Here is a 23,143-nt window from a genome sequence, read left to right on the forward strand (position 1 = left end):
CGCGTACCCGGTCGGCCTACCCGAGGAGCAGCGCGCGGGCCTTCAGCCTGCTGACACCGGCGCGCAGGACCCTCGCGTGCAGCGGGTGGGCGAGGGTCAGTTGCTCGCGGCGGCCGTCGACGTGGGAGACGATCAGACGGCGGTCCTCCAGTTCCGCGAGCACCTCGGGCCCGCTGTGGGCGAGGCCGTCGCGCAGTCCGATCGGGCCGCACACGGCGAGGAGTTCCAGCAGGGCGCGCCGGTCCGGGGCGAGCGCGTCGAGCCCCTGGCCGGACAGCCCGTCGGCGACCGTGGCGGGCAGCGTTTCGGGCAGCGGGCGGTTGAGGCACCACACGCCCCGCACCTCGCCGAGCCCGTTCTCGGCGAGGGTGGCGCGCAGCAGTTCCCGCAGCAGCAGGGGGTTGCCCCGGCTGGCTTCCCACAGGGCGCGCGCGGTGGGCGCGGCGACCGGGCCGCCGACGGCCGCCGCCAGCAGCGCGGCGCTCTCCCGCGCGGTCAGCGCGGGCAGCGGGAGGTGGCGCAGGGCGTCGTCACGCCACAGGGCGCGCAGCGCGTCGGGCCAGGGGGCGCCGTCGGGCAGGGTCGCGGCGAGGAACAGGGTGGCGTCGGCGAGCAGCAGCGACAGCAGGGCGAGGGAGGTCGGATCGAGGAGGTGGATGTCATCGACGACGAGGACGGTGGGTCCGGCGGTGGCGCGGTGGGCGGCGGCCCGGCGGCGGACCTCGGCGAAGAACCCGGCGGGGCCGTCGACCTCGCTGTCGTACGGGAGGAGCGGGGCCAGCGCCGACAGCGGCATCGCGCGGGCGGCGTCGGTGGCCTGGACCCGCAGCACGCGGTGGCCGCCGCGGTGGCGGGCCCGGGTCAGGAACTCCTCGGCGAGCCTGCTCTTGCCGACACCGGGCGCGCCGGTGATGACGGCGGCCCGGCACGACGGGCGGCGTAACGCGCGCTCCAGCGCTCCGAGTTGTGCGGCGCGACCGGCGAAGGGCAGCCGGGCCCCCGGCCGTCCCGTGCCGGTCCCGGGTATCGGCCGGGCGCCCGGCGCGTCCCGTTCACCGGGCGTCGTCGCCCCTGGCGGAGGGTGTCCCGCCGCCCGGCCGACGCCGTACGTGCTCCCGTCCCCGTACCCGCCTGGGGCCCCGTACTCACCCACGTCCTCGTACGCGCTCATGTCCCCGTCCGTGAGCGCGCCCGCGTCCCTGTACGTGACCGTGCCGGCGCAGGAGCCGGCGCCCGCGCCCGTATCCGTATCCGTAGGCGCGTTCGTGACCGTGACCGCGTCCGTGTTCGTGTCCATCCCCCGGTCCCCCTGGCGTGCGGGGTGGTCCGGCCCCCTGCCGGATGTCCGCCGCGTCCGCCGTCCCGCAGCGTGCCAGGCGGCGGGGCGCGGAGGCACGGGGTGACACACCCTTGGCCGAAACCGGGTTCCGGCCGGTGGTCCCGGGATGGGGTAGGCGGCGGCGCGTGATGGAGCAGTGGGCTGCTCTGTGCCCGGGTGGTGGCGGTGCGGGACGTTGTTCCTGCCCATCAGGGCGACGGCCGCGACCACGAACGGTTCCGGCCACCAGGATCTAGGGGGAGGAAGACTCCAGTGCGTTCCACTGTGTTCCGCAGGCTCGCCACGACCACCGCCGTTCTCGGGGCGGCACTCGCGCTCACCGCGCCGATGGCCTCGGCCGCCCAGCCCGCCCCGCTCGTGCCCGGCGAGCTGTACAAGGTCCAGCTCAACCTGCTGCGCTGCGTCAACATCTCGGAGAGCGGCGAGGACGAGCTGTATCTGAAGCTGGACGGCGGGGTCGTCGTCCCCACGTCGACCTGCGCCGAGCGCGGCACCGTCGACTACTCGGCGATCGACCCGGAGCGGTTCATCTTCGAGGGCGGCACACCCCTCAACGTCGAACTGTGGGAGCAGGACCCGGACTACATCGACCCGGACGACAAGCTGGGGGTGTTCGAGCTGAACGACGCCCGGGTCAACGCGACCAACATCGCCCGGGTGGTCAAGAACGGCGACTACAGCTACACCCTGACGTACACGGTGCTGCCGCTGTAGCGGCCGGACGGACGGGTGAGGGGGCACCGCGAACCTGCGGTGCCCCCTCACCCGTCCGGAACGACGACCGGCGTCCCCCGGTACTGCCGGGCACCCGGCACCCGGCACCCACCGCACGCGACGCCCTCAGTCCAGATAGCCGCGCAGCTGATCGGCGTAGGCGTGGTCGCGGAGCTTGTTGAGGGTCTTGGACTCGATCTGGCGGATGCGTTCGCGGGTGACGCCGAAGATGCGCCCTATCTCCTCCAGGGTGCGGGGGCGGCCGTCCATGAGGCCGTAGCGGAGCTGGACGACCTTGCGTTCGCGTTCCCCGAGGGTGGACAGGACCGCGTCGAGGTGTTCGCGCAGCAGCAGGAACGCGGCCGACTCCGCCGGTGAGGCGGCGTCCCCGTCCTCGATGAGGTCGCCGAGGGCGACATCGTCCTCCTCGCCGACCGGGGCGTGCAGCGAGACGGGTTCCTGCGCGAGCCGCAGTACCTCGCCGACGCGTTCCGGGGTGAGTTCCAGATACGCGGCGACCTCCTCGGCGGTCGGTTCGCAGCCGCGTTCCTGGAGCATCCGGCGCTGGACCCGCACCACGCGGTTGATGAGTTCGACGACATGGACGGGCACCCGGATCGTGCGGGCCTGGTCGGCGAGCGCGCGGGACATGGCCTGGCGTATCCACCAGGTCGCGTACGTGGAGAACTTGTAGCCACGCGCGTAGTCGAACTTCTCGACGGCCCGGATCAGTCCGAGATTGCCCTCCTGCACCAGGTCCAGCATGGTCAGCCCGCGGCCGATGTACCGCTTGGCGACGGACACCACGAGGCGCAGATTGGCCTCGATGAGACGGCGTTTGGCCATCCGGCCCATCACGACGAGCCGGTCGAGGTCGCCCGCGAGCCGGGAGTCCAGATCGGGCGCGGAGCCCAGTTTCTCCTCGGCGAACAGCCCGGCCTCCACCCGGCGGGCCAGTTCGACCTCGTCGGCGGCCGTCAGCAGTCCGATCCTGCCGATCTCCCGCAGGTACTGGCGGAACAGGTCGGAGGAGGGGCCGCCGTGGTCCGCGCGGGCGGCGGACCGGTCCGCCGCGGGCCCGGTGTCCGCGCCGGGGCCGGGCGGCGTCTGCGGACGGACCCTCGCGCGGCTCTGCGCGGGCACCGCCCTGAGCGGTTCGGGTTCCGCCCCGGCGGCGGCCGGGGGGACGTGCGTGTCGGTGGGGAGCTGCGCGAGGGTCCGGGTCTGCACGGCGGCGACCTCCAAGGGGTTCGCTGCTGGAGCGAGCGACAGCGGTACGACGGGAGCGGTAGGGGCGGCCTCGCCGCCGCCGTCCCGTACGCGATGAGCGGAACCGCGGGGGTCCGGGGTCCGCCATGGACGAACCGGCCGCGCTCCGAGGACTCAGGCACCGCTCCCCAGTGTGCTCTACGACACATCCTTGCCACGAGGGGCGTGCGACGACTTTTTACCTCTGTACGTGACCGGCCGGTTACGGGGCGGGTCCGGGGGACGGGTGCGCCGGAAGCCTGGCCGGGACGGCCCTACAGGGCGTCCGCGCCCCGCTCGCGCAGCGACTGACCGTACTGCTGGAGGACCCACAGCTCGTTCTGGACGGCGGCCAGATGGGCCGGGTCCCCGCCGGAGCCCAGCCGGGTGAGGGTCGACTGGATGTCCTGGACCCGGCGGTCGACCGCGCGGCGGCGGACCGCGACGAGCTGCTCGCCCGCGTACAGCTCGTCGACCGTGCGGCGCATGATCGCCTCGACGGCCAGCTCGGTCACCATCGCGCGGACCTGGTCGTCGGGGGCGGCCTCGCGGACCCGGACCAGGTACTCCTGGGGGGCGCGCGCGCCGTGCTCGGCGCCGCCCGCCTCCATGACGGCCTCCCGGACGGCCGCGTAGGGCGGCGCGGTGAACTCGTCCACGCCGTACGCGTCGAAGGCCGGGGAGACCAGCTCGGGGCGCTGGAGGGCGAGCTTGAGCAGTTCGCGTTCGGTCGCGTGGACGGCGTTGCGCAGATTGAGGGCGGCGCCCCGGGGGCGGCCCGCCCCGCTCTCGTCGAAACCGGCGGCGGTCCGCTGGGCGCCGCGCTCGGGGGCGGGGCCCTGGCCGCCGCGGTCGCGGGCCCAGCGGGCGATCTGGCCGACGCGCTTGACGACGAACTGGGTGTCGAGGATGCCGACGAGACCGGCGAGCTGGACGGCGACCTCGTGCTGGGAGGCGCTGTTCTTGATCCGGGCGACGACCGGGGCGGCCTCGTCGAGCGCGGCGGCGCGGCCCGCCGGGGTGTCGAGGTCGTAGCGGGCGACGATCTGGCGCAGCGCGAACTCGAACAGCGGGGTACGGGGCTCGGTCAGCTCCGCGACGGCTTCGTCGCCCTTGGCGAGCCGCAGGTCGCAGGGGTCCATCCCGTCGGGGGCGATGGCGATATAGGTCTCGGCGGCGAACTTCTGGTCGTCCTCGAAGGCGCGCAGGGCGGCCTTCTGGCCGGCCGAGTCCCCGTCGAAGGTGAAGATCACGCGCGCGGAGCCGTTGTCCATGAGGAGGCGGCGCAGGATCTTGATGTGGTCGGCGCCGAACGCGGTGCCGCAGGTGGCGATGGCGGTGGTGACCCCGGCGAGATGGCAGGCCATGACGTCGGTGTAGCCCTCGACGACGACCGCGCGGCTGGCCTTCGCGATGTCCTTCTTGGCGAGGTCGATGCCGTAGAGGACCTGGGACTTGCGGTAGATGGGTGTCTCGGGGGTGTTCAGGTACTTGGGGCCGTTGTCGTCGGCGCGGAGCCTGCGGGCACCGAAACCGACCACCTCGCCGGAGATGTCCCGGATGGGCCACATCAGGCGTCCCCGGAAGCGGTCGATGGGGCCGCGGCGGCCCTCCTGGGCGAGCCCGGACAGCAGGAGCTCCTTGTCGGTGAAGCCCTTGCCGCGCAGGAAGCGGGTGAGGTGGTCCCATCCGGCCGGGCTGTAGCCGACGCTGAAGTGGGTGGCCGCCGACTGGTCGAACCCGCGCTCCGCGAGGAACGTCCGGCCGATCTCCGCCTCGGGCTGGGAGTCGAGCTGCTCGGCGTAGTACACCGCGGCGGCCTTGTGGGCCTCCACCAGCCGGATGCGCTCACCGCGCTGATGGCTGGGGTTGTACCCGCCCTCCTCGTAGCGCAGGGTGATGCCGGCGGTGCCCGCGAGCCGCTCGACGGCCTCCGAGAAGGACAGGTGGTCGACCTTCATCACGAACGTGATGGTGTCGCCGCCCTCCTGGCAGCCGAAGCAGTGGAAGAGGCCCTTGCTGGGGCTGACCTGGAACGACGGCGACTTCTCGTCGTGGAAGGGGCACAGGCCCTTCAGGTTTCCACCGCCCGCGCCGCGCAGCTGGAGGTACTCGGACACCACGGCGTCGATCGGGACCGCGTCCCGGACCGCCTTCACGTCCTCGTCATTGATCCTGCCTGCCACGCCGCGATTCTACGGCGACGCACCGACACTCCCGCGCCGCGTGTGCTCCGGGGGACCCTCCGGACGTGCTCCCGGGAGCCCCGGGCACGCCCCGCCGGAACGGGACGGGCCCGGGGCGCCCGGGTGTGCGCGAGGCCCCGCGGGGCCTCAGGGGACCAGTGACGCCAGGGGCACCGAGGGGTCGGCGAGCGCGTCGGGGTCCACCCGCGCGCGTGACCTGATCAGTGCCTGGACCGGCTCGGTGACGTCCCACACATTGACGTTCATCCCGGCCAGGACGCGGCCCTCCGACAGCCAGAACGCGATGAACTCCCGCTTGCCGAGATCGCCGCGGATCACGACCTGGTCGTAGGAGCCCGCGGGCGCCCAGCCGGAGTACTCCAGGCCCACGTCGTACTGGTCGGAGAAGAAGTACGGCACGCGGTCGTACGTGACGTCCTGGCCGAGCATCGCGCGGGCGGCGGCCGGGCCGCCGTTCAGGGCGTTGGCCCAGTGCTCGACCCGCAGCCGGGTGCCGAACAGCGGATGGTGCGGGGCCGCGATGTCGCCCGCCGCGTGGATGTCCGGGTCGGAGGTGCGCAGCCCCAGGTCCACGGCGATGCCGCCGCCCTCGGAGCGGTCCACCAGCTCCAGGCCCGCGGCCTCCGCGAGGGAGGTGCGGGGCGCGGCGCCGATCGCGGCGAGCACGTCGTGCGCCGGGTGCTCCTCGCCGTCGTCGGTGCGGGCGGCGAGGACCATGCCGTCCTGGCCGACGATCTCCGTGAGCTGGGCGCCGAAGTGGAACCGCACCCCATGCTCGCGGTGCAGGTCCGCGAAGAACTGCCCGAGCTCGGGCCCGAGGACGCTGTGCAGGGGGGCCGGGCCCCGGTGCACCACGGTGACCTCCGCCCCGTAGGAGCGGGCCGCCGCCGCGACCTCCAGCCCGATCCAGCCCGCGCCCGCGATCACCAGATGGCCGTTCTCCCGGCCCAGGCTCGTCAGGACCTGGCGCAGCCGGTCGCTGTGCGCGATGCGGCGCAGATGGTGGACCCCGGCGAGCTGGGTGCCGGGGATGTCGAGGCGGCGCGGTTCCGCGCCGGTCGCCAGCAGCAGCTTGTCGTACGCGATGGCCGTGCCGTCGCCGAGCCGCACGGTCCGCGCGGTGCGGTCGATCAGGTCGACGGTCTGGCCGAGGTGCAGTTCGATGTCGTGCTGCGCGTACCAGGCCGGTTCATGGACGCCGAAGCTGTCGCGTTCGGCCTTGCCCAGCAGATAGCCCTTGGACAGGGGCGGGCGCTCGTAGGGGTGATCGCGTTCGTCCCCGATGAGGATCACCCGCCCGGTGAACCCCTCCGCGCGCAGGGTCTCGGCCGCCTTGGCGCCCGCGAGCCCTCCACCGATGATGACGAACGTCTGATCCGCGTCGACCACTTGATGCCTCCTCGTAAGCATTCCGCCAGGAGCGAGCGTCCCGCACACAGGGTGATGCGGGAAGAGGGAGTGACCCGATCAGGCCATCGCCCGTCACACCCCGTGGCGGTACGCGGGATTCCGTTCCTGTTCCGCGCCCCCGGTCGTGTGCCCCGCGCGGGGCCCGTCCAGTCCTGTCACAGGCCGGTCGGCGCGGCGCCGGGGCGGTCCGTGAGCCGGGCGTGCAGGGCGCCCGCGGACACATCCGTGAGGGACGCGATCTGATCCACGATCACCCGTTTGCGGGAGCGCGCGTCGGGTGCCGTCTCGAACAGCGCGCGGAACTGCGGGTCGAGGCCCTCGGGGGCGCGCCGCGCGAGGGCCTCGGCCAGCTCCGCGACGACGACCCGCTGTTCGGCCCGGATCAGCGCCTGTTCGGCGCGCTGCATGACGTACCGGTCGGCGACCGCCTTGAGCACCGCGCATTCGAGGCGGGCCTCGCGGGGGACGACGAGCTCCGCGGCGTAGCGGGTGAGGCGCAGCCCGGTGTGGCCGGGGTCCCACCGCGCGCGGGTGGCGTGTTCCGCCGCCACGCAGAAGCGGCCGATGAGCTGGCTGGTGGCGTCCTTCAGGCCCGCCTGCGAGGACGCGGAGCCGTCGTAGCCGTGCGGCCACCACTCCTGGGCGAGGAGCCGGTCGAGGGCCGCCGCGAGTTCCTCCGGGTCGGTGTCCGCGGGGACGTAGCGGCCGATCGCCACCTCGTAGACGTCCCGGCGCTCGGGTTCGGCGTGCAGCACCCGGGGGTCGACATGGCCCGCGTGCAGCGCGTCCTCCAGGTCGTGCACCGAGTACGCGACATCGTCCGACCAGTCCATGACCTGCGCCTCGAAGCAGGTCCGGCCGGCCGGGACGCCCTCGCGGACCCAGTCGAAGACCGGCCGGTCGTCCTCGTAGACACCGAACTTCGGGGACGCCGGGTCGGTGGGGTGGCCGCCCAGGGGCCAGGGGTACTTGGTCGCCGCGTCGAGTGCGGCGCGGGTCAGGTTGAGTCCGACGCTGACGGGGGCGGTGCCGCCGCCGTGCCCGGCGGGGGCGAAGCGCTTCGGTTCGATCCGGGTGAGCAGCCGCAGGGACTGCGCGTTGCCCTCGAAGCCGCCGCAGTCGGCGGCGACCTCGTTGAGGGCCTGTTCGCCGTTGTGGCCGAACGGGGGGTGCCCGAGGTCGTGCGACAGGCAGGCGGTCTCCACGAGGTCCGGGTCGCAGCCGAGGGCCGCGCCCAGTTCCCGGCCCACCTGGGCGCACTCCAGGGAGTGCGTCAGCCGGGTGCGGGGGCTCGGGTCCCAGGCCGGGCCGCGGGTGCCGGGGGTGACCACCTGCGTCTTCCCGGCGAGCCGCCGCAGGGCGGCGGAGTGCAGGACCCGGGCCCGGTCCCGCTGGAACGCGGTACGGCCCGGCCGTTTGTCGGCCTCGCCCGCCCAGCGCGCCTCGTCCGCGGAGTCGTAGGGGACCGTGGCGGGTGCCGGGGTGGACGTGGTGGTGCCTTCGCCGTGCATGGGCACGACAGTAGACGGCCGGACCGGGTTCGCGCGCGAGCCGCCCGCCGGGCGGACCCGGGGGCGCCCGCGGTGTGCGGCGGACGCCGGGGCCGGGGCGTTGTCTGCGGGGTGGATTACTCTGGGTGACACGAGGTCGGCCATTGCTTTGGGGGTTGGGGATGCGGCTCGTCCGGGGGGTTCGTCGAACGGCGGCGCGGGTGGTGACCCGTACGGCGCGGGAGGTGGCGCGGGTGCCGTGGCGCTCGCTGCGGCCACGGCTGCCGCGCGGCAGGCGGGGACAGCGGATCGCGGTGCAGTCCGTGATGGTGCTGTGCGTACTGGGGCTGATACCGCCCACCTGGGTCTATCTGTCCGCGGACAGCTCCTTGCGCGACCCGGGGGACGTGCCCCGTACCGAGGTGGCGATGGTCTTCGGCGCCGGGCTGCGCGGCGACGAGCCCTCCCCGTATCTGGCCCGGCGGCTGGACGCGGCGGTCGGGCTGTACCACGCGGGCCGGGTCGAGGTCATCCTCGTCACCGGGGACAACAGCCGCGAGGAGTACGACGAGCCGGACACCATGCGCGCCTATCTGACCCGCCAGGGTGTCCCGGACCGGCGGATCGTCAGCGACTACGCGGGCTTCGACTCCTGGGACTCGTGCGTACGGGCCCGTGAGGTGTTCGGGGTGGACCGGGCGGTCCTGATCAGCCAGGGCTTCCACATACGCAGGGCGGTCGCCCTGTGCCGCGCCGCGGGGATCACCTCGTACGGCGTGGGCGTGCCCGACCGCCGCAACGCGGTCTGGTACTACGGCGCCACCCGCGAGCTGATGGCCTCGGCCAAGGCCGCGTCGGACGTGGTGCTCCGGCCGAGCCCCCGGTTCCTCGGCCCCAAGGAGCCGGGGGTGGCGGCGGCGCTGGCCACCGGGCGCTGAGCGGTCAGGCGGCCCCGGTCGGTTCCGGCTGTCCCCCGGTGAGCGCGGTGTGGGCGAGCCAGTCGCTCCCGGCCAGCCGGGTGCCGTCGCGGCGCAGTCCGTCGGCCACGGACGGGGCCGCGAGGTACACCCAGGCCGGGGTGGTGGAGCCGTCGGCGCGGTGGACGTCCCGGATCACCCGCTCGTACTCGTTGCCCGGGTCCCCGGGGCCGTGGTACTCCTCCAGCTCGTCGAGGGAGACCAGCAGCCCCGGGTAGTCGCTGTCCAGCGCGGTGACCAGTTCGCCCTGTATCCGGCCGGGCCCGGGGACCTCCACGGCGTACGGGTAGCCGGGCCCGTCGTACAGCGCGGCGCCGGGGAGCGTCCCGGGCTCGTCGTGGGCGGTGCCCGCGCGCAGATACGCGTCGTGACAGGACGCGCCGGGCCGCAGCGTGCCGTAGACGAAGAAGGGCAGTGCCGTGGCGGCCCCCCGCGGTCCGTCCGTCATGCTCATATCCGATGTCCGTCCTCTCCCGGTGCGGTTACGGACGCCGATTATCCCGGGTCGGGCCACGGGTCGCCTTCGCTTGCGCCTCTGAGGTCTCCTGTGCCGGGCGTACTTGTCCCTGTGCGGGCCGCTCGTGGGGTGCGCAGTTCCCCGCAGGTCGCCTTCGCTGGCGCTTCTGGGGTTCCACACCTGGCCGCACTTGTCCCTGTGGGGGTACCGACGTGGGTGCGCAGTTCCCCGCGCCCCTGGATGCTGCCCCTGTTCGTTGTCCTTCGGGTGCGGGTCCGCCCTCGTCTTCGCGCAGTTCCCCGCGCCCCTTTGGGGCGCGTCCGGTCGGTTCTTCGGGTCGGTGCCGGTCGGGATTCTCCGTCCTCGCTCCAACGCGCTCGGTACGACGTGACCTTGCCGGACTGAAGAGCATCGGAGTCTGCGGGCAGAGATTCCCGCCCACCCCCTTACGTGAGTCCTGCGACTGCGCGAGGAAGGTGGTTCCGCAAGCGGAGGACCCGCACCTGACCGACGCCCTCAAGGAGCGCCCCCAAAGGGGCGCGGGGAACTGCGCAAAAGACGAGAACAGGCCCGCACCCGGAGAACAACAACAGGAGGCAGCATCCAGGGGCGCGGGGAACTGCGCACAACCACCGAGCGACGGCACAGGAACGAAGTACGCCCAGCCGGACAGACCTCGGAAGCGCAAGCGAAGGCGACCCCTCACGACCCGTACGGGCGGGCCTCCTTGCCCTCGCGGAGGGTCAGGCCCCACCACGTGAGCTGATCGAGCAGGGACTTCACGGCGGCCCCCGCGGCGGACGGGTCCCGATGGGCCCCGTCGTCGTCGAACTGCGACCCGGCGTTGGCGAACGAGACCGAGTCCCGGACGGTGACCGCGTGCAGTTCGGCGAAGACCTGCCGCAGATGCTCGACCGCGCGCAGCCCCCCGGAGATCCCCCCGTAGGAGACGAAGCCGACGGGCTTGGCCTGCCACTCGTCGTAGTGCCAGTCGATGAGGTTCTTCAGCGCGGCGGGATACGAGTGGTTGTACTCGGGGGTGAGGACGACGAACGCCTCGGCGTCGGCCAGCGTGGGTGTCACCTTGGCGACCTCCGCGGCCACCTCGGGCGACGGTCGCCCGGGAAGGGTCGTGGGCAGGTGGACCGCGCCGACGTCCACGAGCTCGGCGCGCAGTTCGGGCCGGACGCCGATCTCCTTGAGCAGCCAGTCGGCGACGACCGGCCCGAACCGGCCGTCCCGGTTGCTGCCCAGGACGACCGCGATCCGCAGGGGCGCCGGAGGCCGGACCTCCGGCCCGTCCGGTTCGGTCGCCGCCCCCGGCCCGCCGGACCAGGAGGGTTCGACGGGAGAGGTGATCGGGGTGGCGGTGGCGGTGGGCACGGTGGATGCTGCGGCCCCGAAGGCCGCGTTCTCGGTGTTCATGTGCCACAGCGTGTTCCCTCAACCAAACTTGAGGTCAAGCGCGCCGCACCCGCCCCGTCCGCCACCCGTCCGGCACCCCGGGAACCGTGCCCGACGCACCGTCAGCCCCCGGCCGGGGAACGCGGGACGCCGGACGCCCCGTCAGATACGCCGTCCGGCCGACCGTCACCCGTTCACAGCCCTGCGGGACGCGCTCCCGCACATTTCCGCCCGCACGTCCATGACCTGCTGAAACAGGGTGCGGCAGGGCGCGGGAGTCAGCCGTTCGCCGGAACCGGGGGCCGGGCGCCGGGAGGCGGCGGGGGCCGGGGGGCCGTTTTCTCGGGGTGCGAGGGCGCGACCGACGCAGCGGCACTTGGGGGCCGCGGGGCGCGCGCTTCCCTAGGAGCGAGTCATGCGTACTGCCCGTCTGCTGAGCGCCGCCGCGCTCGCCGTCGCCACGGCGGCGCTCGCCGCGGCCCCGGCGTGGGGCGGTGACGCGAAGGGCACCCGGCTCTTCCCGTCCTCCGCCTCGCCGGGCGACCTCGTCACCATGAACACGGGCGGCTGCGGGGCGGGCGGTACCGCGGCCGGGGACGCGAGCTCGGTCGGCGCGGGCACCTTCACGCTGGCGCCGAGCAGTCATATGGGGCAGTCCGTCGGTCAGTTCAAGGTGCCCTCGTCCGCGCATCCGGGCACGTACGAGATCGCCGTGAGCTGCGCGGACGGCAAGCAGGCCACGGCCGACCTGTGGGTGGGGCTGGCCGGGGCGGCACTGCCCACGCACCCCAAGGGGCATGTGAACACGGGGGTCGGCGGCGCACTGGGCCCCGACCCCGTCCAGACCGCGGCGGGTGTGGCGGCGCTGGCCGTCGCCGCCGCGGGCGGTACCTGGCTCCTGCATCGCCGGGCGAGAGGCGACGGGATCTGACGGACACCTCCGCTGTCCACCGGTACCGCCTTCCCTCCCCCCTCCGGTCCCGCGACCCCTCGCCGGGCCGGAGGGGGGCGCGGGAGAGACCAAGCGACCCGAGGGGGACCTCATGCGCAAGCCCGGCCACGACGACCCCGCCGCCCCCGGCCGGAGGCCGTTCCGTCCCGGGCGGGGCCCGGGGGACGGGGTGATAGCGGGGATCACCGTGCTCGCCCTGTGCGCGGGGGCGTTCCTGCTGCGCAACGGCTCCACGTCGCATCCGCCGCCGCAGCCGTCCGCCGCGCAGGCCGCGCAGGCCGTGGGCGGTACCGGGGGGCGGGGGTCGGGCGCGGCGCCCATGGCCCCGTCGCCGCCGGACCGTATCCGGGTCCCGGCGATCGGGGTCGACGCGCCGCTGACGGGGCTGGGGCTGACCCCGCAGGGCAGTCTGGACGTGCCGCCGCCCCAGCGGAAGAACCTCGCGGGGTGGTACGAGGCGGGGACGACACCCGGTGAGCGGGGTACGGCGGTCGTGGCGGGGCACGTCGACAACGCGGAGGGACCCGCGGTGTTCTACCGCCTCGGGGCGCTGGTCCGGGGGCGGACGGTGGAGGTGGCCCGGCGGGACGGGTCGGTGGCGGTGTTCACGGTCGACGCGGTCGAGGTGTACGACAACGAGGACTTCCCCGACGAGAAGGTGTACGGGGCCGCGGGGCGGGCCGAGCTGCGGGTCATCACCTGCGGTGGGCCCTACTCCGAGCGGACGGGCTACAAGGGCAACGTCGTCGTCTTCGCCCACCTCACCTCGACGAAATAGCCCCCCACGAGTTGTGCCCCCACGGGGTGCGTCGTGGTCGCCTCGGGCAGCCGGGACGGTGTCCCGCGGCCCTGGGTTCCCACCCGTGGGGCGGCTGTCCCCGTCCGGCTCCCCGCCGCCTTCGCGCAGTTCCCCGCGCCCCTGGGTCGGCGCCTCTTGCGGTACCCGTCGGGTGCGGGTGGTCCGTGGTGCGCAGTTCCCCGCGCCCCTGGGCACTCGTCCCTGGGCGCACTTGTCCCTGTGCGGGTCGCTCGTGGGGTGCGCAGTTCCCCGCGCCCCTTTGGGGCCCGTCCACTGTCCGCGTTCGCCTGCGGGCCCGGTGCCCCCGAAGGGGCGCGGGGAACCGCGCGAGGCGGGCCGGAACCCGGACAGGGACAGCCGCCCCACGGGTGGGACCACGGCCCCCGGCGAGGAACAGCGGGGTCACGACAGGTCGGACGCCTCGAACACCCCCCGGCCCTCCTCCGCGTCGATCCGCTCCCCGATCCGCTGGAGCACCCCCGTCCCGGTGCGCAGCAGTCCGGACGCCCGCGCGTGGCGCGCCCCCGTGTCGAGCCGGTGCCACAGCAGCGGATTGCCCGTCAGGACCTTCGGGTCGACCTCGACCCGGTTCCCCAGCGCGTCCCGCAGCACGAGCCTCGGCTGGACCCCGTCGCTGTGCCGCGCGGCGACGAGCAGGTCCGTCGCGACCTGCCGGGTGCGCCACAGCCCCCGGACGGCGAGCCATCCGGGCCCCGCCGTGACCAGCGGCGGGTACAGCACCGCGTACAGCAGCAGCGCCAGCGTGAGCCACAGCAGCCCCCGGACGGCGGTCAGCGTGCCGTTCGCGATGTCGACCAGGCCGATCAGACCGAGCAGGGTCGACGCGCAGTACACCGCGTCCCTGCGGTCCGTGGCCCAGCGCCGGTCCGCGGCGACCCCGGGGGCCGTGAACGGGCCGTGCCGGGCCGCCGGGCCGCGCTGCCCGACCGTGACCCACACCGGTTCCCGGCGTCCGTCCGGCCGCCGGTCCGCGTCGTCCTCCTCGTCGTCGTCCTCGCCCCGGTCGCCGCCCTCGTACCGTGTCCCTTCACATCCCATGCGGGCACCGTAGAACGACGGACAGCCCACGTCAGCGGGATTGACGCTTCGCTGACCCGGGGGCGCCATCCCTTGGCGAGTTCATGACGTATCCATGTCCGGGTCACGGCTTCCGGACGACCGGAGGCGGCGGGCGGCCGGCGGGCCGGGGGCCGTCCGGCTCAGAGCGTGTCCAGCTCCCCGTACGTGACACCGGTCAGGGCCTCGGAGGCCGCCCACAGCCGGGTGGAGACCCGGTCGTCGGTGGTCCAGCTCGCGCGCCAGGACGGGGCGGGGGCGCCGCGCCAGCCGAGGAACCGGGGGCCGGTGAAGGAGTCCGGGGCGACGCCGGGGGCGGTGGCCGCGTACAGGGTGGGCAGGGCGCCGGCCTCGGGGCCCTGGGCGATGATCCGGTTGCCCAGCTCGATGACGCGTTCGGCGGTCCTGCGGCCCTCCATCCGGACCCCGGCCGTCTGGAGGTTGGTGCGGGCGTACCCCGGGTGCGCCGCCGCGGCGACCGTGTCGGCACCGGCCGCGGCGAGCCTCGCGGCCAGCTCGTGGACGAAGAGGAGGTTGGCGGTCTTGGAGCGCGCGTAGGCGATCCAGCGGCGGTATCCGCGTTCGCTGTTGAGGTCGTGGATGTCGATGTTGGACAGCGCGTGCACCCCGCTGGACACACTGACGATCCGCGCGCCGGGCGTGGCGAGGAGGGTGGGCAGGAGTTCCCCGGTGAGGGCGAAGTGCCCGAGATGGTTGACCCCGAACTGCGTCTCGAAACCGTCGGAGGTGAGGCGGTGCGGCAGTGCCATCACCCCGGCGTTGTTGATGAGCAGGTCGAGCCGGTCGTGGTCGCGTGCCCAGGTCCGTGCGAACTGCCGCACGGAGGCCAGCGAACCGAGGTCCAGGGGGGCGAACTCCGCCTCCGCGCCTGGCACTTCGGCGAGCACCCGGTCCCGGGCCGCGGTGCCGCGCTCCTCGCTGCGGCAGGCGAGGACGACCCGGGCGCCCCGGCGGGCGAGCGCGCGGGCGGCGCAGTAACCGATCCCGCTGTTGGCTCCGGTGACCACGGCCGTCCGGCCGCTCTGGTCGGGGATGTCGTACTCGCTCCAGCGGCTCATGGCGCATGCTCCTCGCGAGGTGTCGGCGCGTCGTCCCCGCACCCTTTCATGGTCCACCGGCGCGGCGGGTCACGCTCCCGCAAGCCCATGGGCACGGCGTACGCGGCCGGGTTCGGCCGCGCTCCCGGGCGCGGAGCCCGCACGCCCGGCGCGCGGGCTCCCGGGGCGCCCCCCGGGTGCTCAGGCGCCCCGCAGCAGGGAGATCCCGAGGCCGGTCACGGTGTGCAGCACGCTGGGGCCGGCCCGGACCGTGGTGACCAGTCCCGCCTCGCGCAGGATCGTGGCGTGCTGGCTCGCGGACGCCGGGGAGATCCCGGCGCGCAGCGCCAGCTCCCCGGTGGTGCAGCCCGCGCCGATGGCGGCGAGGACCCCGGACCGGGTGCGGCCGAGCAGCCGTTCCAGGGCGTGCCGTCCCTCGTACAGGGTGCGGGTGGCGGTGACGGTGCGTGCCGGGTAGACGACGACCGGCGGGAGTTCGGGGTCGATGAGGGTGACGGGGCGGCGGCTGCAGAAGTAGGACGGGACGAGCACCAGGCCTCGGCCGCCCAGATGGAGGTCGTGCGCGACCGGGTAGTCGGCGGTGAGGACGGGCGGTTCCCAGCGCAGCACGGGCCGCAGTCCGGCGAGCAGCCCTTCGGTGCCGCCGTCGAGCAGGTCCCGCCCGGAGCGGGCCCGGTCGGCCTCGACGGCGGCGCGGACGGCGGCCCAGTGGGGGGCGACGGCGGCGGCGTGGTACGTCCGCAGCGCGCAGTCGAGCCGCCGCAGGGCGTCGCGGTCCCCGTCGCTCAGGGCGGTGAGGCGGCGGGGCGGGTCGGGGAGCATGCCGATGTCGCGGCGCAGCAGGGTGCGGGGGGTGGCGAGGATCTGGTCGAGTCCGCCGCCGAGGTCGTCGCCCGGGCTGTCCATGAGGGCGGTGGGGGTGAGGAAGTCGGGGAAGTTGCCGCGGCGCGGTATGAGCGTCCCGAGCAGGGAGAACGCGTCCCGGCCGCGGACCGGGTCGGCCATCAGCCGACGGCGGGCGGCGCCCCGCCAGGTGTCGAGGGCGGTGGGTGACCAGCGGTCCCGGAGCCGGTGCACGCTGAGCACGGTCTCCCACAGCGGGTGGGGGCGTTCGACGACCCGGACCCGCGCGAGGTCGTCCCGCGTGAAGTGGATGCGCAGCACCGTGTCCCCGATCCCCTGACCTCTGCTTTTCGGCCTGTGCCGAAAGGGCTCGCGGGAGGGGTCCACGCGCCTTCAGCATGGTGCCAGTCCGGCGCCCGGGGCGGAACGGGGACCACTGTCCCCGTCGGAACGGATTCAGGTTCCCGGAGGAGACCCGGGGGATGCGACTCCTCCCCAAGGCGCCGCGCGTTCCCGTGCGGGCGCCGGACGAACGCCGAAGAGGAGGCACCCCCGCACAGGGGTGCCGCCCCTTTTTCTCCCGGACGCCCGGTGCCGCCGCCGCGTCGGCGAGGGTGAGGGACCGGCGGCGGTCACGGGCTCGGGTTCCGCGGGGCCACCGGAACACGCGTACCGGTGGCCGTGCAGGAGACAAACGACGTGCAGGGACGGGGGCCGTACCTCACCGGACGGGCGCCCCGCCCACCCGGGTCAGCGGTGGTCGCTGCCCTTCGACTGGCCCGCGCTGGCGGCCCGGCCGGCCTCCAGCCGGGCGACCGGGATGCGGAACGGGGAGCAGGAGACGTAGTCCAGTCCCACCTCGTGGAAGAAGTGGACGGACTCGGGGTCGCCGCCGTGCTCGCCGCAGACACCGAGCTTGAGGTCGGGGCGGGTGGCCCGGCCGGCCTCCGCCGCGGCCCGGACGAGCGCGCCGACGCCGTCCTTGTCGATGGTCTCGAACGGGGACACCCCGAAGATGCCCTTCTCCAGGTACGCGGTGAAGAAGCTGGCCTCCACGTCGTCGCGGGAGAAGCCCCACACGGTCTGGGTGAGGTCGTTGGTGCCGAACGAGAAGAACTCGGCGGCCTCGGCGATCTGTCCGGCGGTGAGCGCGGCGCGCGGCAGCTCGATCATGGTGCCGAGCGAGAGCTTGAGGTCGAGCCCGGCGGCGCGCTGCACCTCGTCGATGACCTGTTCGGCCTCGTCGCGGACGATCTCCAGTTCCTGGACGGTGCCCACCAGCGGGATCATGATCTCGGCGCGCGGGTCGCCCTTGGCGTCGCGGCGTTCGGCGGCGGCCTCCGCGATGGCCCGTACCTGCATGGCGAACAGACCGGGGATGACGAGCCCGAGGCGGACCCCGCGCAGTCCCAGCATCGGGTTCTGCTCATGGAGGCGGTGGACGGCCTGGAGGAGACGCAGATCGTTCTCGTTGGCGTCCTTGCGGGACTCGGCGAGCGCGACACGTACGGAGAGTTCCGTGATGTCGGGCAGGAACTCGTGCAGCGGCGGGTCGAGGAGCCGGACGGTGACGGGCAGTCCGTCCATGGCCTCGAACAGTTCCACGAAGTCGCGCTTCTGGAGCGGCAGCAGCCGGTCGAGGGCCTGCTCGCGCTCCTCGTCGGTGTCGGCGAGGATCAGCCGCTCGACGTACTCGCGGCGCTCACCGAGGAACATGTGCTCGGTGCGGCACAGTCCGATGCCCTGGGCGCCGAAGCGGCGGGCGCGCAGCGCGTCCTCGGCGTTGTCGGCGTTGGCGCGGACCCGCAGCCGCCGGACGCGGTCGGCGTAGGCCATGACGCGGTGCACGGCGGCGACGAGTTCGTCGGCGTCGTCGGCGCCCGCGTGCATCCGTCCCTCGAAGTACTCCACGACGGGCGACGGGACGACGGGCACCTCACCGAGGTACACCTTGCCGGTGGACCCGTCGATGGAGACGACGTCGCCCTCCTCGATCACGATCCCGCCGGGCGCGGTCATCCGCCGCCGCTTGGTGTCGACCTCCAGTTCCTCGGCGCCGCACACACAGGTCTTGCCCATGCCGCGGGCGACGACGGCGGCGTGCGAGGTCTTGCCGCCGCGGGAGGTGAGGATGCCCTCGGCGGCGATCATGCCGTCCAGGTCGTCGGGGTTGGTCTCCCGGCGGATGAGGATGACCTTCTCGCCGGACCGGGACCATTTGATGGCGGTGTACGAGTCGAAGACGGCCTTGCCGACGGCGGCGCCCGGTGAGGCGGCGATGCCGCGGCCGATCTTGTCGACCTTGGCGTCCTCGTCGAACTTGGGGAACATCAGCTGCGCGAGCTGGGCCCCGGTGACCCGCTGGAGGGCCTCGGCCTCGTCGATGAGGCCCTGGTCGACGAGCTGGGTGGCGATCCGGAAGGCGGCGCCGGCGGTCCGCTTGCCGACCCGGGTCTGGAGCATCCACAGCTGTCCGCGCTCGATGGTGAACTCGATGTCGCAGAGGTCCTTGTAGTGGTTCTCCAGCGTCTCCATGATCTGCATCAGCTGGTCGTACGACACCTTGTCGAGCTGTTCGAGATCGGCGAGCGCCACGGTGTTGCGGATGCCGGCGACGACGTCCTCGCCCTGGGCGTTGCTGAGGTAGTCGCCGTAGACGCCCTGCTGGCCGCTGGCGGGGTCCCGGGTGAAGGCGACGCCGGTGCCGGAGTCGGGCCCGAGGTTGCCGAAGACCATGGAGCAGATGTTGACGGCGGTGCCGAGGTCGTGGGGGATGCGTTCCTGGCGACGGTAGAGCTTGGCCCGGTCGCCGTTCCACGATTCGAAGACGGCCTTGACGGCGAGGTCCATCTGTTCGCGGGGGTCCTGGGGGAAGTCCCGTCCGGCCTCGGTCCGGACGGTCTTCTTGAACCCCTTGACGAGCTTCTTCAGGTCGGCGGCGTCCAGGTCGGTGTCGACGGTGACGCCCTTGGCGGCCTTGGCCTCCTCCAGGGCGTCCTCGAAGAGTTCGCCGTCGACCCCGAGGACGGTCTTGCCGAACATCTGGATGAGGCGGCGGTAGGAGTCCCAGGCGAAGCGCTCGTCGCCGGCCTGCCGGGCGAGCCCTTCGACGGAGGCGTCGGACAGTCCGATGTTGAGGACGGTGTCCATCATGCCGGGCATGGAGAACTTGGCGCCGGAGCGCACCGACACCAGCAGCGGGTCGTCGTGCTGGCCGAGCCGCTTGCCCATGCGCTGTTCGAGGGTTTCCAGATGAGCGGATACCTCGTCACGGAGTGCCGCGGGTTCCTCGCCGCTGTCCAGGTAGACCTTGCAGGCGTCGGTCGTGATGGTGAAACCGGGCGGCACGGGCAGCCCGAGGTTGGTCATCTCGGCGAGGTTCGCACCCTTCCCGCCGAGCAGATCCTTGAGGTCCTTGTTTCCCTCGGTGAAGTCATAAACGAACTTCACTACCTGAGGACCTTTGTTCTTCGACATGGGACTCGACTCCTCAAGGATCGGCTGGCTGCCCTGACGGCGAGGAACATACCCAGATCAAAGGCTTATGGGTACGTCCACCTGCCTGTCGTACGACCGCAACCACTCGTCCGCCAGCAGATCGAAACCGGCAGCGGAGTGACACCCGCACCCCTGATGCGTTCACCTCTTGAACCCAAGCACACCGGAACATGACCCACTCCGCTCACCTGAGCGGATTCCCCTACATTTGATTTCGGGCAGTAAAAAAGAACGGGGTGACACTCAGTGCCACCCCTTGGAGAAGTGCATCCGCTGATCGATCGCTCATCAGAGCGGCACCACCCTCAAAGGTGGCGCGAATCACGCCCCGACCGCCCCGCCGAATCCCACGATCCGGACAGTCCTCGTGCGCGGGGATTCCCGGTGCCGGGCGGGTCCGGTGCCGGGGTATCGGGTGCCGTACGGCATGCCAAGTGGTCTCGCACCGGCTCCGCCGCGCGTCCGCGAGGCCGTGGAACTCCGGGACGATGTCAGTGGGGGGTGGTTGGCTGCCGTCATGGACCTACGACAACTGCTGTGGTCGGTGGGCAACCTCACGTGGCCGGACTCCACCGAGCTGATATGCGGCGAGTCGGCACATCCGGCAGGGCATGTGTGCGTACCCGTCCCGGAAGGGACGCCGCTGGACGACCTCGTGGAGCAACTCGCCAACTGGTACGGGGAGCCGCTCACCGAGGACAGCGAGCTGCCGCCGTCGCTGCCCGCCGTCGCACCAGGCGGCTGGAGGTATGCCTGGCCGTCCGGTGGACGATGGGTCGCGCTGGGCGACGCGCAGGCCACCGACCCCGCCCGGCTCCTCCTGGTCGTCGCCCACCGGCCTGTACCGGCCCCCGGCGGGACGTCCGCCGACGAGCCCTGGCCGGACCGGCTGGTCACCCTCACCGGCTGGATCCCGAGGGCCTACGAGGTCGACTGGGCGTCGGTCGAGTCCCGGCTGGGAAACCGCCTGCCCAGCGACTACAAGCGTCTCGTCGAGGTCTTCGGCCGCGGCCAGTTCGACGGCTTCTTCCAGATCCTGATGCCCGAGGAGGTCATCTCGTACGCCGAGACCAACAAGAAGCTCGGCCAGGACCCCTGGGAGCCACACCCGCCCTTCCCTGCATCCGGCGGAATACTCACCTGGGCGGGCAACGAGCACGAGCAGTCGTTCTACTGGGTCACCGAAGACCCCGACCCCGACCGGTGGACCGTGTACGTCACGGATGTCGGCCCCGACCCCGGAACCCGGTTCGACTGCACCGCGACGGAGTTCCTCCACCGCCAGCTCGCCGGCCCACGCCACCCCTCCTCCCACCCGGCCGCCATCCGCGCCCACTGGTTCCAGGCATGCAGCTCCCCGGACGACCTTTCCTGATCACCGGAGGCGCCCCCGATGCCGCCCTTCAGGTGCGGAACGCCCCTCCTCGCGCACTCGCCCGGCTACGGGAGGGGGTGGGCGGGAATCTCTGCCCGCAGACTCCGACGCCATCAGTGCGGCCACTGAACGTCCGTACCGAGCGCGTTGGAGCGAGGACGGAGAATCCCGACCGGCACCGACCCGAAAAACCGGCCGGACGCGCCCCAAAGGGGCGCGGGGAACTGCGCAGGAACGAGGGCGACCCGCACCCGAAGAACAGCACCAGCCAGGCAGCGCCCCCCTAGGGGCGCGGGGAACTGCGCAAAAGACGAGGGCAGACCCGCATCCGAAGAACACCGAACCGGGGCAGCATCCAGGGGCGCGGGGAACTGCGCGAAACCCACGAACGACGGCACAGGAACGAAGTACGCCCGGCACAGAAGACCCAGGGGCGCGGGGAACCGCGCAAGAACGAGGGCGGACCCGCACCCGAAGGGCAACGGTCAAGGGCAGCACCTCAGGGGCGCGGGGAACTGCGCACCCACCGAGCGACGGCACAGGAACAAGTGCGCCCACCCGGACAGACCTAGGAAGCGCGAGCGAAGGCGACCCGCACAGGAACAAGTACGCCCACCCGGACGAACCCGGGCCCGCCGGCGCCGGGCGGGAGCCGAGGGGTGGGTGGGCGGGAGAGAAACCCACCCCCTACACGCCCAGCGCGGACAACCGCTCCTCCACCCGCTCCGCCCCGTACAACTCCTCCACCACCATCGCCCCCGCCCCCACCAGCCCCGCCCGCTCCCCGAGCCGCGCCGTGACCACCTCCAGCCGGGCGGTGGACCGCGGCAGCGCCCGCTGGTAGAGCAACTCCCGTACGCCCGTGAGGAACGCCGTCCCCGCGAGGTCACCGGCGATCATCAGCACCCCGGGGTTCAGCAGGGTGACCACCGTCGCCAGTACCTCCCCGACCGCCCGCCCGGCCTCCCGGGCCAGCCGCACCGCCTCGGGATGCCCCGCGGCGAGCAGCGCCCCCACGTCCGACCCGGACGCGGCGGGCACCCCGAGGTCCGTGAGCCGCCGCGCCAGCGCCCGCCCGCTGGCGACCGCCGCGAGACAGCCGTAGGACCCGCACTTGCAGAGCGCGTCCGCGCCGGCCGGTACCCGGACGTGCCCGATGTCCCCGGCCCCGCCGTCGATCCCCCGGTACACCGACCCGTCCACTATCACCCCGGCCCCGATCCCGGTCGACACCTTGACCAGCGCGAACGCGGAGCATCCGGGGAAGGACGCGCGCTGTTCCCCGTACGCCATGAGGTTGGCGTCGTTGTCGACCAGGACGGGTACGTCCCCGGTGCCCGTCCGGGCGGTGAAGGCGTGGCACAGCCGTCCCCGGATGTCGTGGCCGTCCCAGCCGGGCATGATCGGCGGCTGGACGACCCGCCCGGTCGAGGTGTCGACGGGCCCGGGGACGGCGAGCCCTATCCCGCACACCCGCGCGGGGTCCCGGCCCGCGCGGTCCAGCAACCCGGCGAACCAGCCGCCGAGTTCGCCGAGCACGGACTCGGGGCCGTCCTCGACCCGCAGCGGCCGGGTGTGTTCGGCGAGCGGTGTCCCGTCGAGGGTGAGGACGGCGGCGCGGGCGTGCCGGGTGCCGAGGTCGGCGGCGAGCACCACCGCGTGGACGGTGTCGAACTCCAGCCGCGCCGAGGGGCGTCCGCCGAGGGGTGAGCCGACCGGTCCGGCCACGCCCTCCCGCAGCCAGCCCGCCCGGAAGAGCCGGTCGAGCCGCAGTCCCACGGTCGCCCGCGACAGCCCGGTGGCCTCCTGGAGCGCCCCACGGGTGGTGGCCCGTCCGCTGCGCACCAACTGGAGCAGGTCCCCCGATGTCGTCCGCTGCCCGCCCATGCGTACCCCCTTGCGTCGACCGATCGCACGTTACATATTGAGTTCTGCGTACCGAACAGACATAACCCGGCGGCGCGCACAGCGGAACTGACGCACCGCCACCCAGCCGCACCCACGGTCACGGTCACAGCCCCCGCCACGCACACCCCCGCACCCCGGCTCACGCCCACCGCCCCCGCACCCGCACCCGCACCCGCACCCAGGTTCACGCCCGACGCCACGCCCTCAGCCGCACCCGCGCCCCAAGCTCACGCTCGACGCCGCACCCACCCTCACGCCCACGACCCGTCCCCGAAACCACGGCCCGGGGAGACCCGCGTGTACCGCACCACCCAGCATCCACCGTCCGCCCCGCCGCCCGGTCCCGCGCCCCCCGGTTCCCCCGCG

General features: G+C 73.3%; 17 protein-coding genes. 5 read left to right on the plus strand and 12 right to left on the minus strand.

All coding sequences use genetic code 11. The features are described 5' to 3' along the window. Positions 1-16 precede the first annotated feature (16 nt). Positions 17-1,297: an AAA family ATPase gene (locus AB852_RS31260; protein ID WP_073793581.1), complete on the minus strand. Its 1,281-nt coding sequence runs from the start codon at positions 1,295-1,297 to the stop codon at positions 17-19. 294 nt (positions 1,298-1,591) lie between these two features. Here AB852_RS31260 and AB852_RS31265 point away from each other — a divergent pair, with 294 nt between their 5' ends. Beyond that, positions 1,592-2,053, plus strand: coding sequence for a hypothetical protein (locus AB852_RS31265; RefSeq protein WP_073793582.1), 462 nt, complete (start codon positions 1,592-1,594; stop codon positions 2,051-2,053). Positions 2,054-2,179: 126 nt separating this feature from the next. Here AB852_RS31265 and AB852_RS31270 read toward each other — a convergent pair whose 3' ends face one another. The 4 genes from AB852_RS31270 to AB852_RS31285 form a co-directional block, all read right to left on the minus strand. Next, entirely contained in the window at positions 2,180-3,283 is a 1,104-nt protein-coding gene (locus AB852_RS31270) for an RNA polymerase sigma factor (RefSeq protein WP_399502880.1), read from the minus strand. A 293-nt stretch (positions 3,284-3,576) separates the two neighbouring features. Further along, the gene (gene dnaG / locus AB852_RS31275; RefSeq protein WP_073793584.1) at positions 3,577-5,487 is read right to left on the minus strand and encodes a DNA primase; all 1,911 of its coding nucleotides are present in this window, start codon (positions 5,485-5,487) and stop codon (positions 3,577-3,579) included. 147 nt (positions 5,488-5,634) lie between these two features. Next, the gene (locus tag AB852_RS31280; RefSeq protein WP_073793585.1) at positions 5,635-6,897 is read right to left on the minus strand and encodes an NAD(P)/FAD-dependent oxidoreductase; all 1,263 of its coding nucleotides are present in this window, start codon (positions 6,895-6,897) and stop codon (positions 5,635-5,637) included. Positions 6,898-7,073: 176 nt separating this feature from the next. Further along, positions 7,074-8,429, minus strand: coding sequence for a deoxyguanosinetriphosphate triphosphohydrolase (locus AB852_RS31285; protein WP_073793586.1), 1,356 nt, complete (start codon positions 8,427-8,429; stop codon positions 7,074-7,076). Positions 8,430-8,734: 305 nt separating this feature from the next. Between AB852_RS31285 and AB852_RS31290 the strand changes: the two genes are divergently transcribed. Further along, entirely contained in the window at positions 8,735-9,346 is a 612-nt protein-coding gene (locus tag AB852_RS31290) for a SanA/YdcF family protein (RefSeq protein WP_073794242.1), read from the plus strand. 4 nt (positions 9,347-9,350) lie between these two features. On the opposite strand, the gene AB852_RS31295 is transcribed toward AB852_RS31290, so the two are convergent. Beyond that, positions 9,351-9,839, minus strand: coding sequence for a gamma-glutamylcyclotransferase family protein (locus tag AB852_RS31295; RefSeq protein WP_079185055.1), 489 nt, complete (start codon positions 9,837-9,839; stop codon positions 9,351-9,353). 705 nt (positions 9,840-10,544) lie between these two features. Further along, positions 10,545-11,267, minus strand: a complete 723-nt coding sequence (locus AB852_RS31300) for an NADPH-dependent FMN reductase (RefSeq protein ID WP_079185056.1) — start codon at positions 11,265-11,267, stop codon at positions 10,545-10,547. Positions 11,268-11,661: 394 nt separating this feature from the next. Between AB852_RS31300 and AB852_RS31305 the strand changes: the two genes are divergently transcribed. Both AB852_RS31305 and AB852_RS31310 read left to right on the plus strand, forming a co-directional pair. Further along, positions 11,662-12,177 carry a hypothetical protein gene (locus AB852_RS31305; RefSeq protein ID WP_073793587.1) on the plus strand — a complete coding sequence of 172 codons (516 nt, stop codon included), beginning with the start codon at positions 11,662-11,664 and terminating at the stop codon, positions 12,175-12,177. Positions 12,178-12,289: 112 nt separating this feature from the next. Further along, positions 12,290-12,976: a class F sortase gene (locus AB852_RS31310; RefSeq protein WP_079185057.1), complete on the plus strand. Its 687-nt coding sequence runs from the start codon at positions 12,290-12,292 to the stop codon at positions 12,974-12,976. A 423-nt stretch (positions 12,977-13,399) separates the two neighbouring features. On the opposite strand, the gene AB852_RS31315 is transcribed toward AB852_RS31310, so the two are convergent. The 4 genes from AB852_RS31315 to ppdK form a co-directional block, all read right to left on the minus strand. Next, positions 13,400-14,056 carry a hypothetical protein gene (locus tag AB852_RS31315; protein WP_178391164.1) on the minus strand — a complete coding sequence of 219 codons (657 nt, stop codon included), beginning with the start codon at positions 14,054-14,056 and terminating at the stop codon, positions 13,400-13,402. Between the two features lie 161 nt (positions 14,057-14,217). Beyond that, complete coding sequence (locus AB852_RS31320; RefSeq protein ID WP_073793588.1) at positions 14,218-15,153, minus strand: oxidoreductase; 936 nt, start codon at positions 15,151-15,153, stop codon at positions 14,218-14,220. 180 nt (positions 15,154-15,333) lie between these two features. Further along, positions 15,334-16,317 (minus strand): ArsR/SmtB family transcription factor, encoded by a 984-nt coding sequence (locus tag AB852_RS31325; protein ID WP_073793589.1) that lies wholly within the window; start codon positions 16,315-16,317, stop codon positions 15,334-15,336. A gap of 429 nt (positions 16,318-16,746) precedes the next feature. Continuing rightward, a complete protein-coding gene (gene ppdK / locus AB852_RS31330) occupies positions 16,747-19,473 on the minus strand; it encodes a pyruvate, phosphate dikinase (RefSeq protein ID WP_073793590.1) in 2,727 nt (908 codons plus the stop codon). Positions 19,474-20,011: 538 nt separating this feature from the next. On the opposite strand from ppdK, the gene AB852_RS31335 reads away from it, so the two are divergent. Further along, on the plus strand, positions 20,012-20,869 hold the full coding sequence (locus AB852_RS31335; RefSeq protein ID WP_073793591.1) for an SMI1/KNR4 family protein: 858 nt from the start codon (positions 20,012-20,014) through the stop codon (positions 20,867-20,869). A 687-nt stretch (positions 20,870-21,556) separates the two neighbouring features. Here AB852_RS31335 and AB852_RS31340 read toward each other — a convergent pair. After that, on the minus strand, positions 21,557-22,756 hold the full coding sequence (locus AB852_RS31340; RefSeq protein WP_073793592.1) for an ROK family protein: 1,200 nt from the start codon (positions 22,754-22,756) through the stop codon (positions 21,557-21,559). Positions 22,757-23,143: the final 387 nt, after the last annotated feature.

It is taken from the genome of Streptomyces uncialis (genome assembly GCF_001905345.1).
Lineage (GTDB): Bacteria > Actinomycetota > Actinomycetes > Streptomycetales > Streptomycetaceae > Streptomyces > Streptomyces uncialis.

Excerpts from the sequence above, each read along its gene's own strand:
- AB852_RS31295 (WP_079185055.1), bottom strand. The coding sequence starts at position 9,839 with ATGAGCATGACGGACGGACCGCGGGGGGCCGCCACGGCACTGCCCTTC.
- AB852_RS31320 (WP_073793588.1), bottom strand. The coding sequence starts at position 15,153 with ATGAGCCGCTGGAGCGAGTACGACATCCCCGACCAGAGCGGCCGGACG.
- AB852_RS31340 (WP_073793592.1), bottom strand. The coding sequence starts at position 22,756 with ATGGGCGGGCAGCGGACGACATCGGGGGACCTGCTCCAGTTGGTGCGC.
- AB852_RS31305 (WP_073793587.1), top strand. The coding sequence starts at position 11,662 with ATGCGTACTGCCCGTCTGCTGAGCGCCGCCGCGCTCGCCGTCGCCACG.
- AB852_RS31300 (WP_079185056.1), bottom strand. The coding sequence starts at position 11,267 with ATGAACACCGAGAACGCGGCCTTCGGGGCCGCAGCATCCACCGTGCCC.
- AB852_RS31310 (WP_079185057.1), top strand. The coding sequence starts at position 12,290 with ATGCGCAAGCCCGGCCACGACGACCCCGCCGCCCCCGGCCGGAGGCCG.
- AB852_RS31315 (WP_178391164.1), bottom strand. The coding sequence starts at position 14,056 with ATGGGATGTGAAGGGACACGGTACGAGGGCGGCGACCGGGGCGAGGAC.
- AB852_RS31260 (WP_073793581.1), bottom strand. The coding sequence starts at position 1,297 with ATGGACACGAACACGGACGCGGTCACGGTCACGAACGCGCCTACGGAT.
- ppdK (WP_073793590.1), bottom strand. The coding sequence starts at position 19,473 with ATGTCGAAGAACAAAGGTCCTCAGGTAGTGAAGTTCGTTTATGACTTC.
- AB852_RS31290 (WP_073794242.1), top strand. The coding sequence starts at position 8,735 with ATGGTGCTGTGCGTACTGGGGCTGATACCGCCCACCTGGGTCTATCTG.
- AB852_RS31285 (WP_073793586.1), bottom strand. The coding sequence starts at position 8,429 with ATGCACGGCGAAGGCACCACCACGTCCACCCCGGCACCCGCCACGGTC.
- AB852_RS31335 (WP_073793591.1), top strand. The coding sequence starts at position 20,012 with ATGGACCTACGACAACTGCTGTGGTCGGTGGGCAACCTCACGTGGCCG.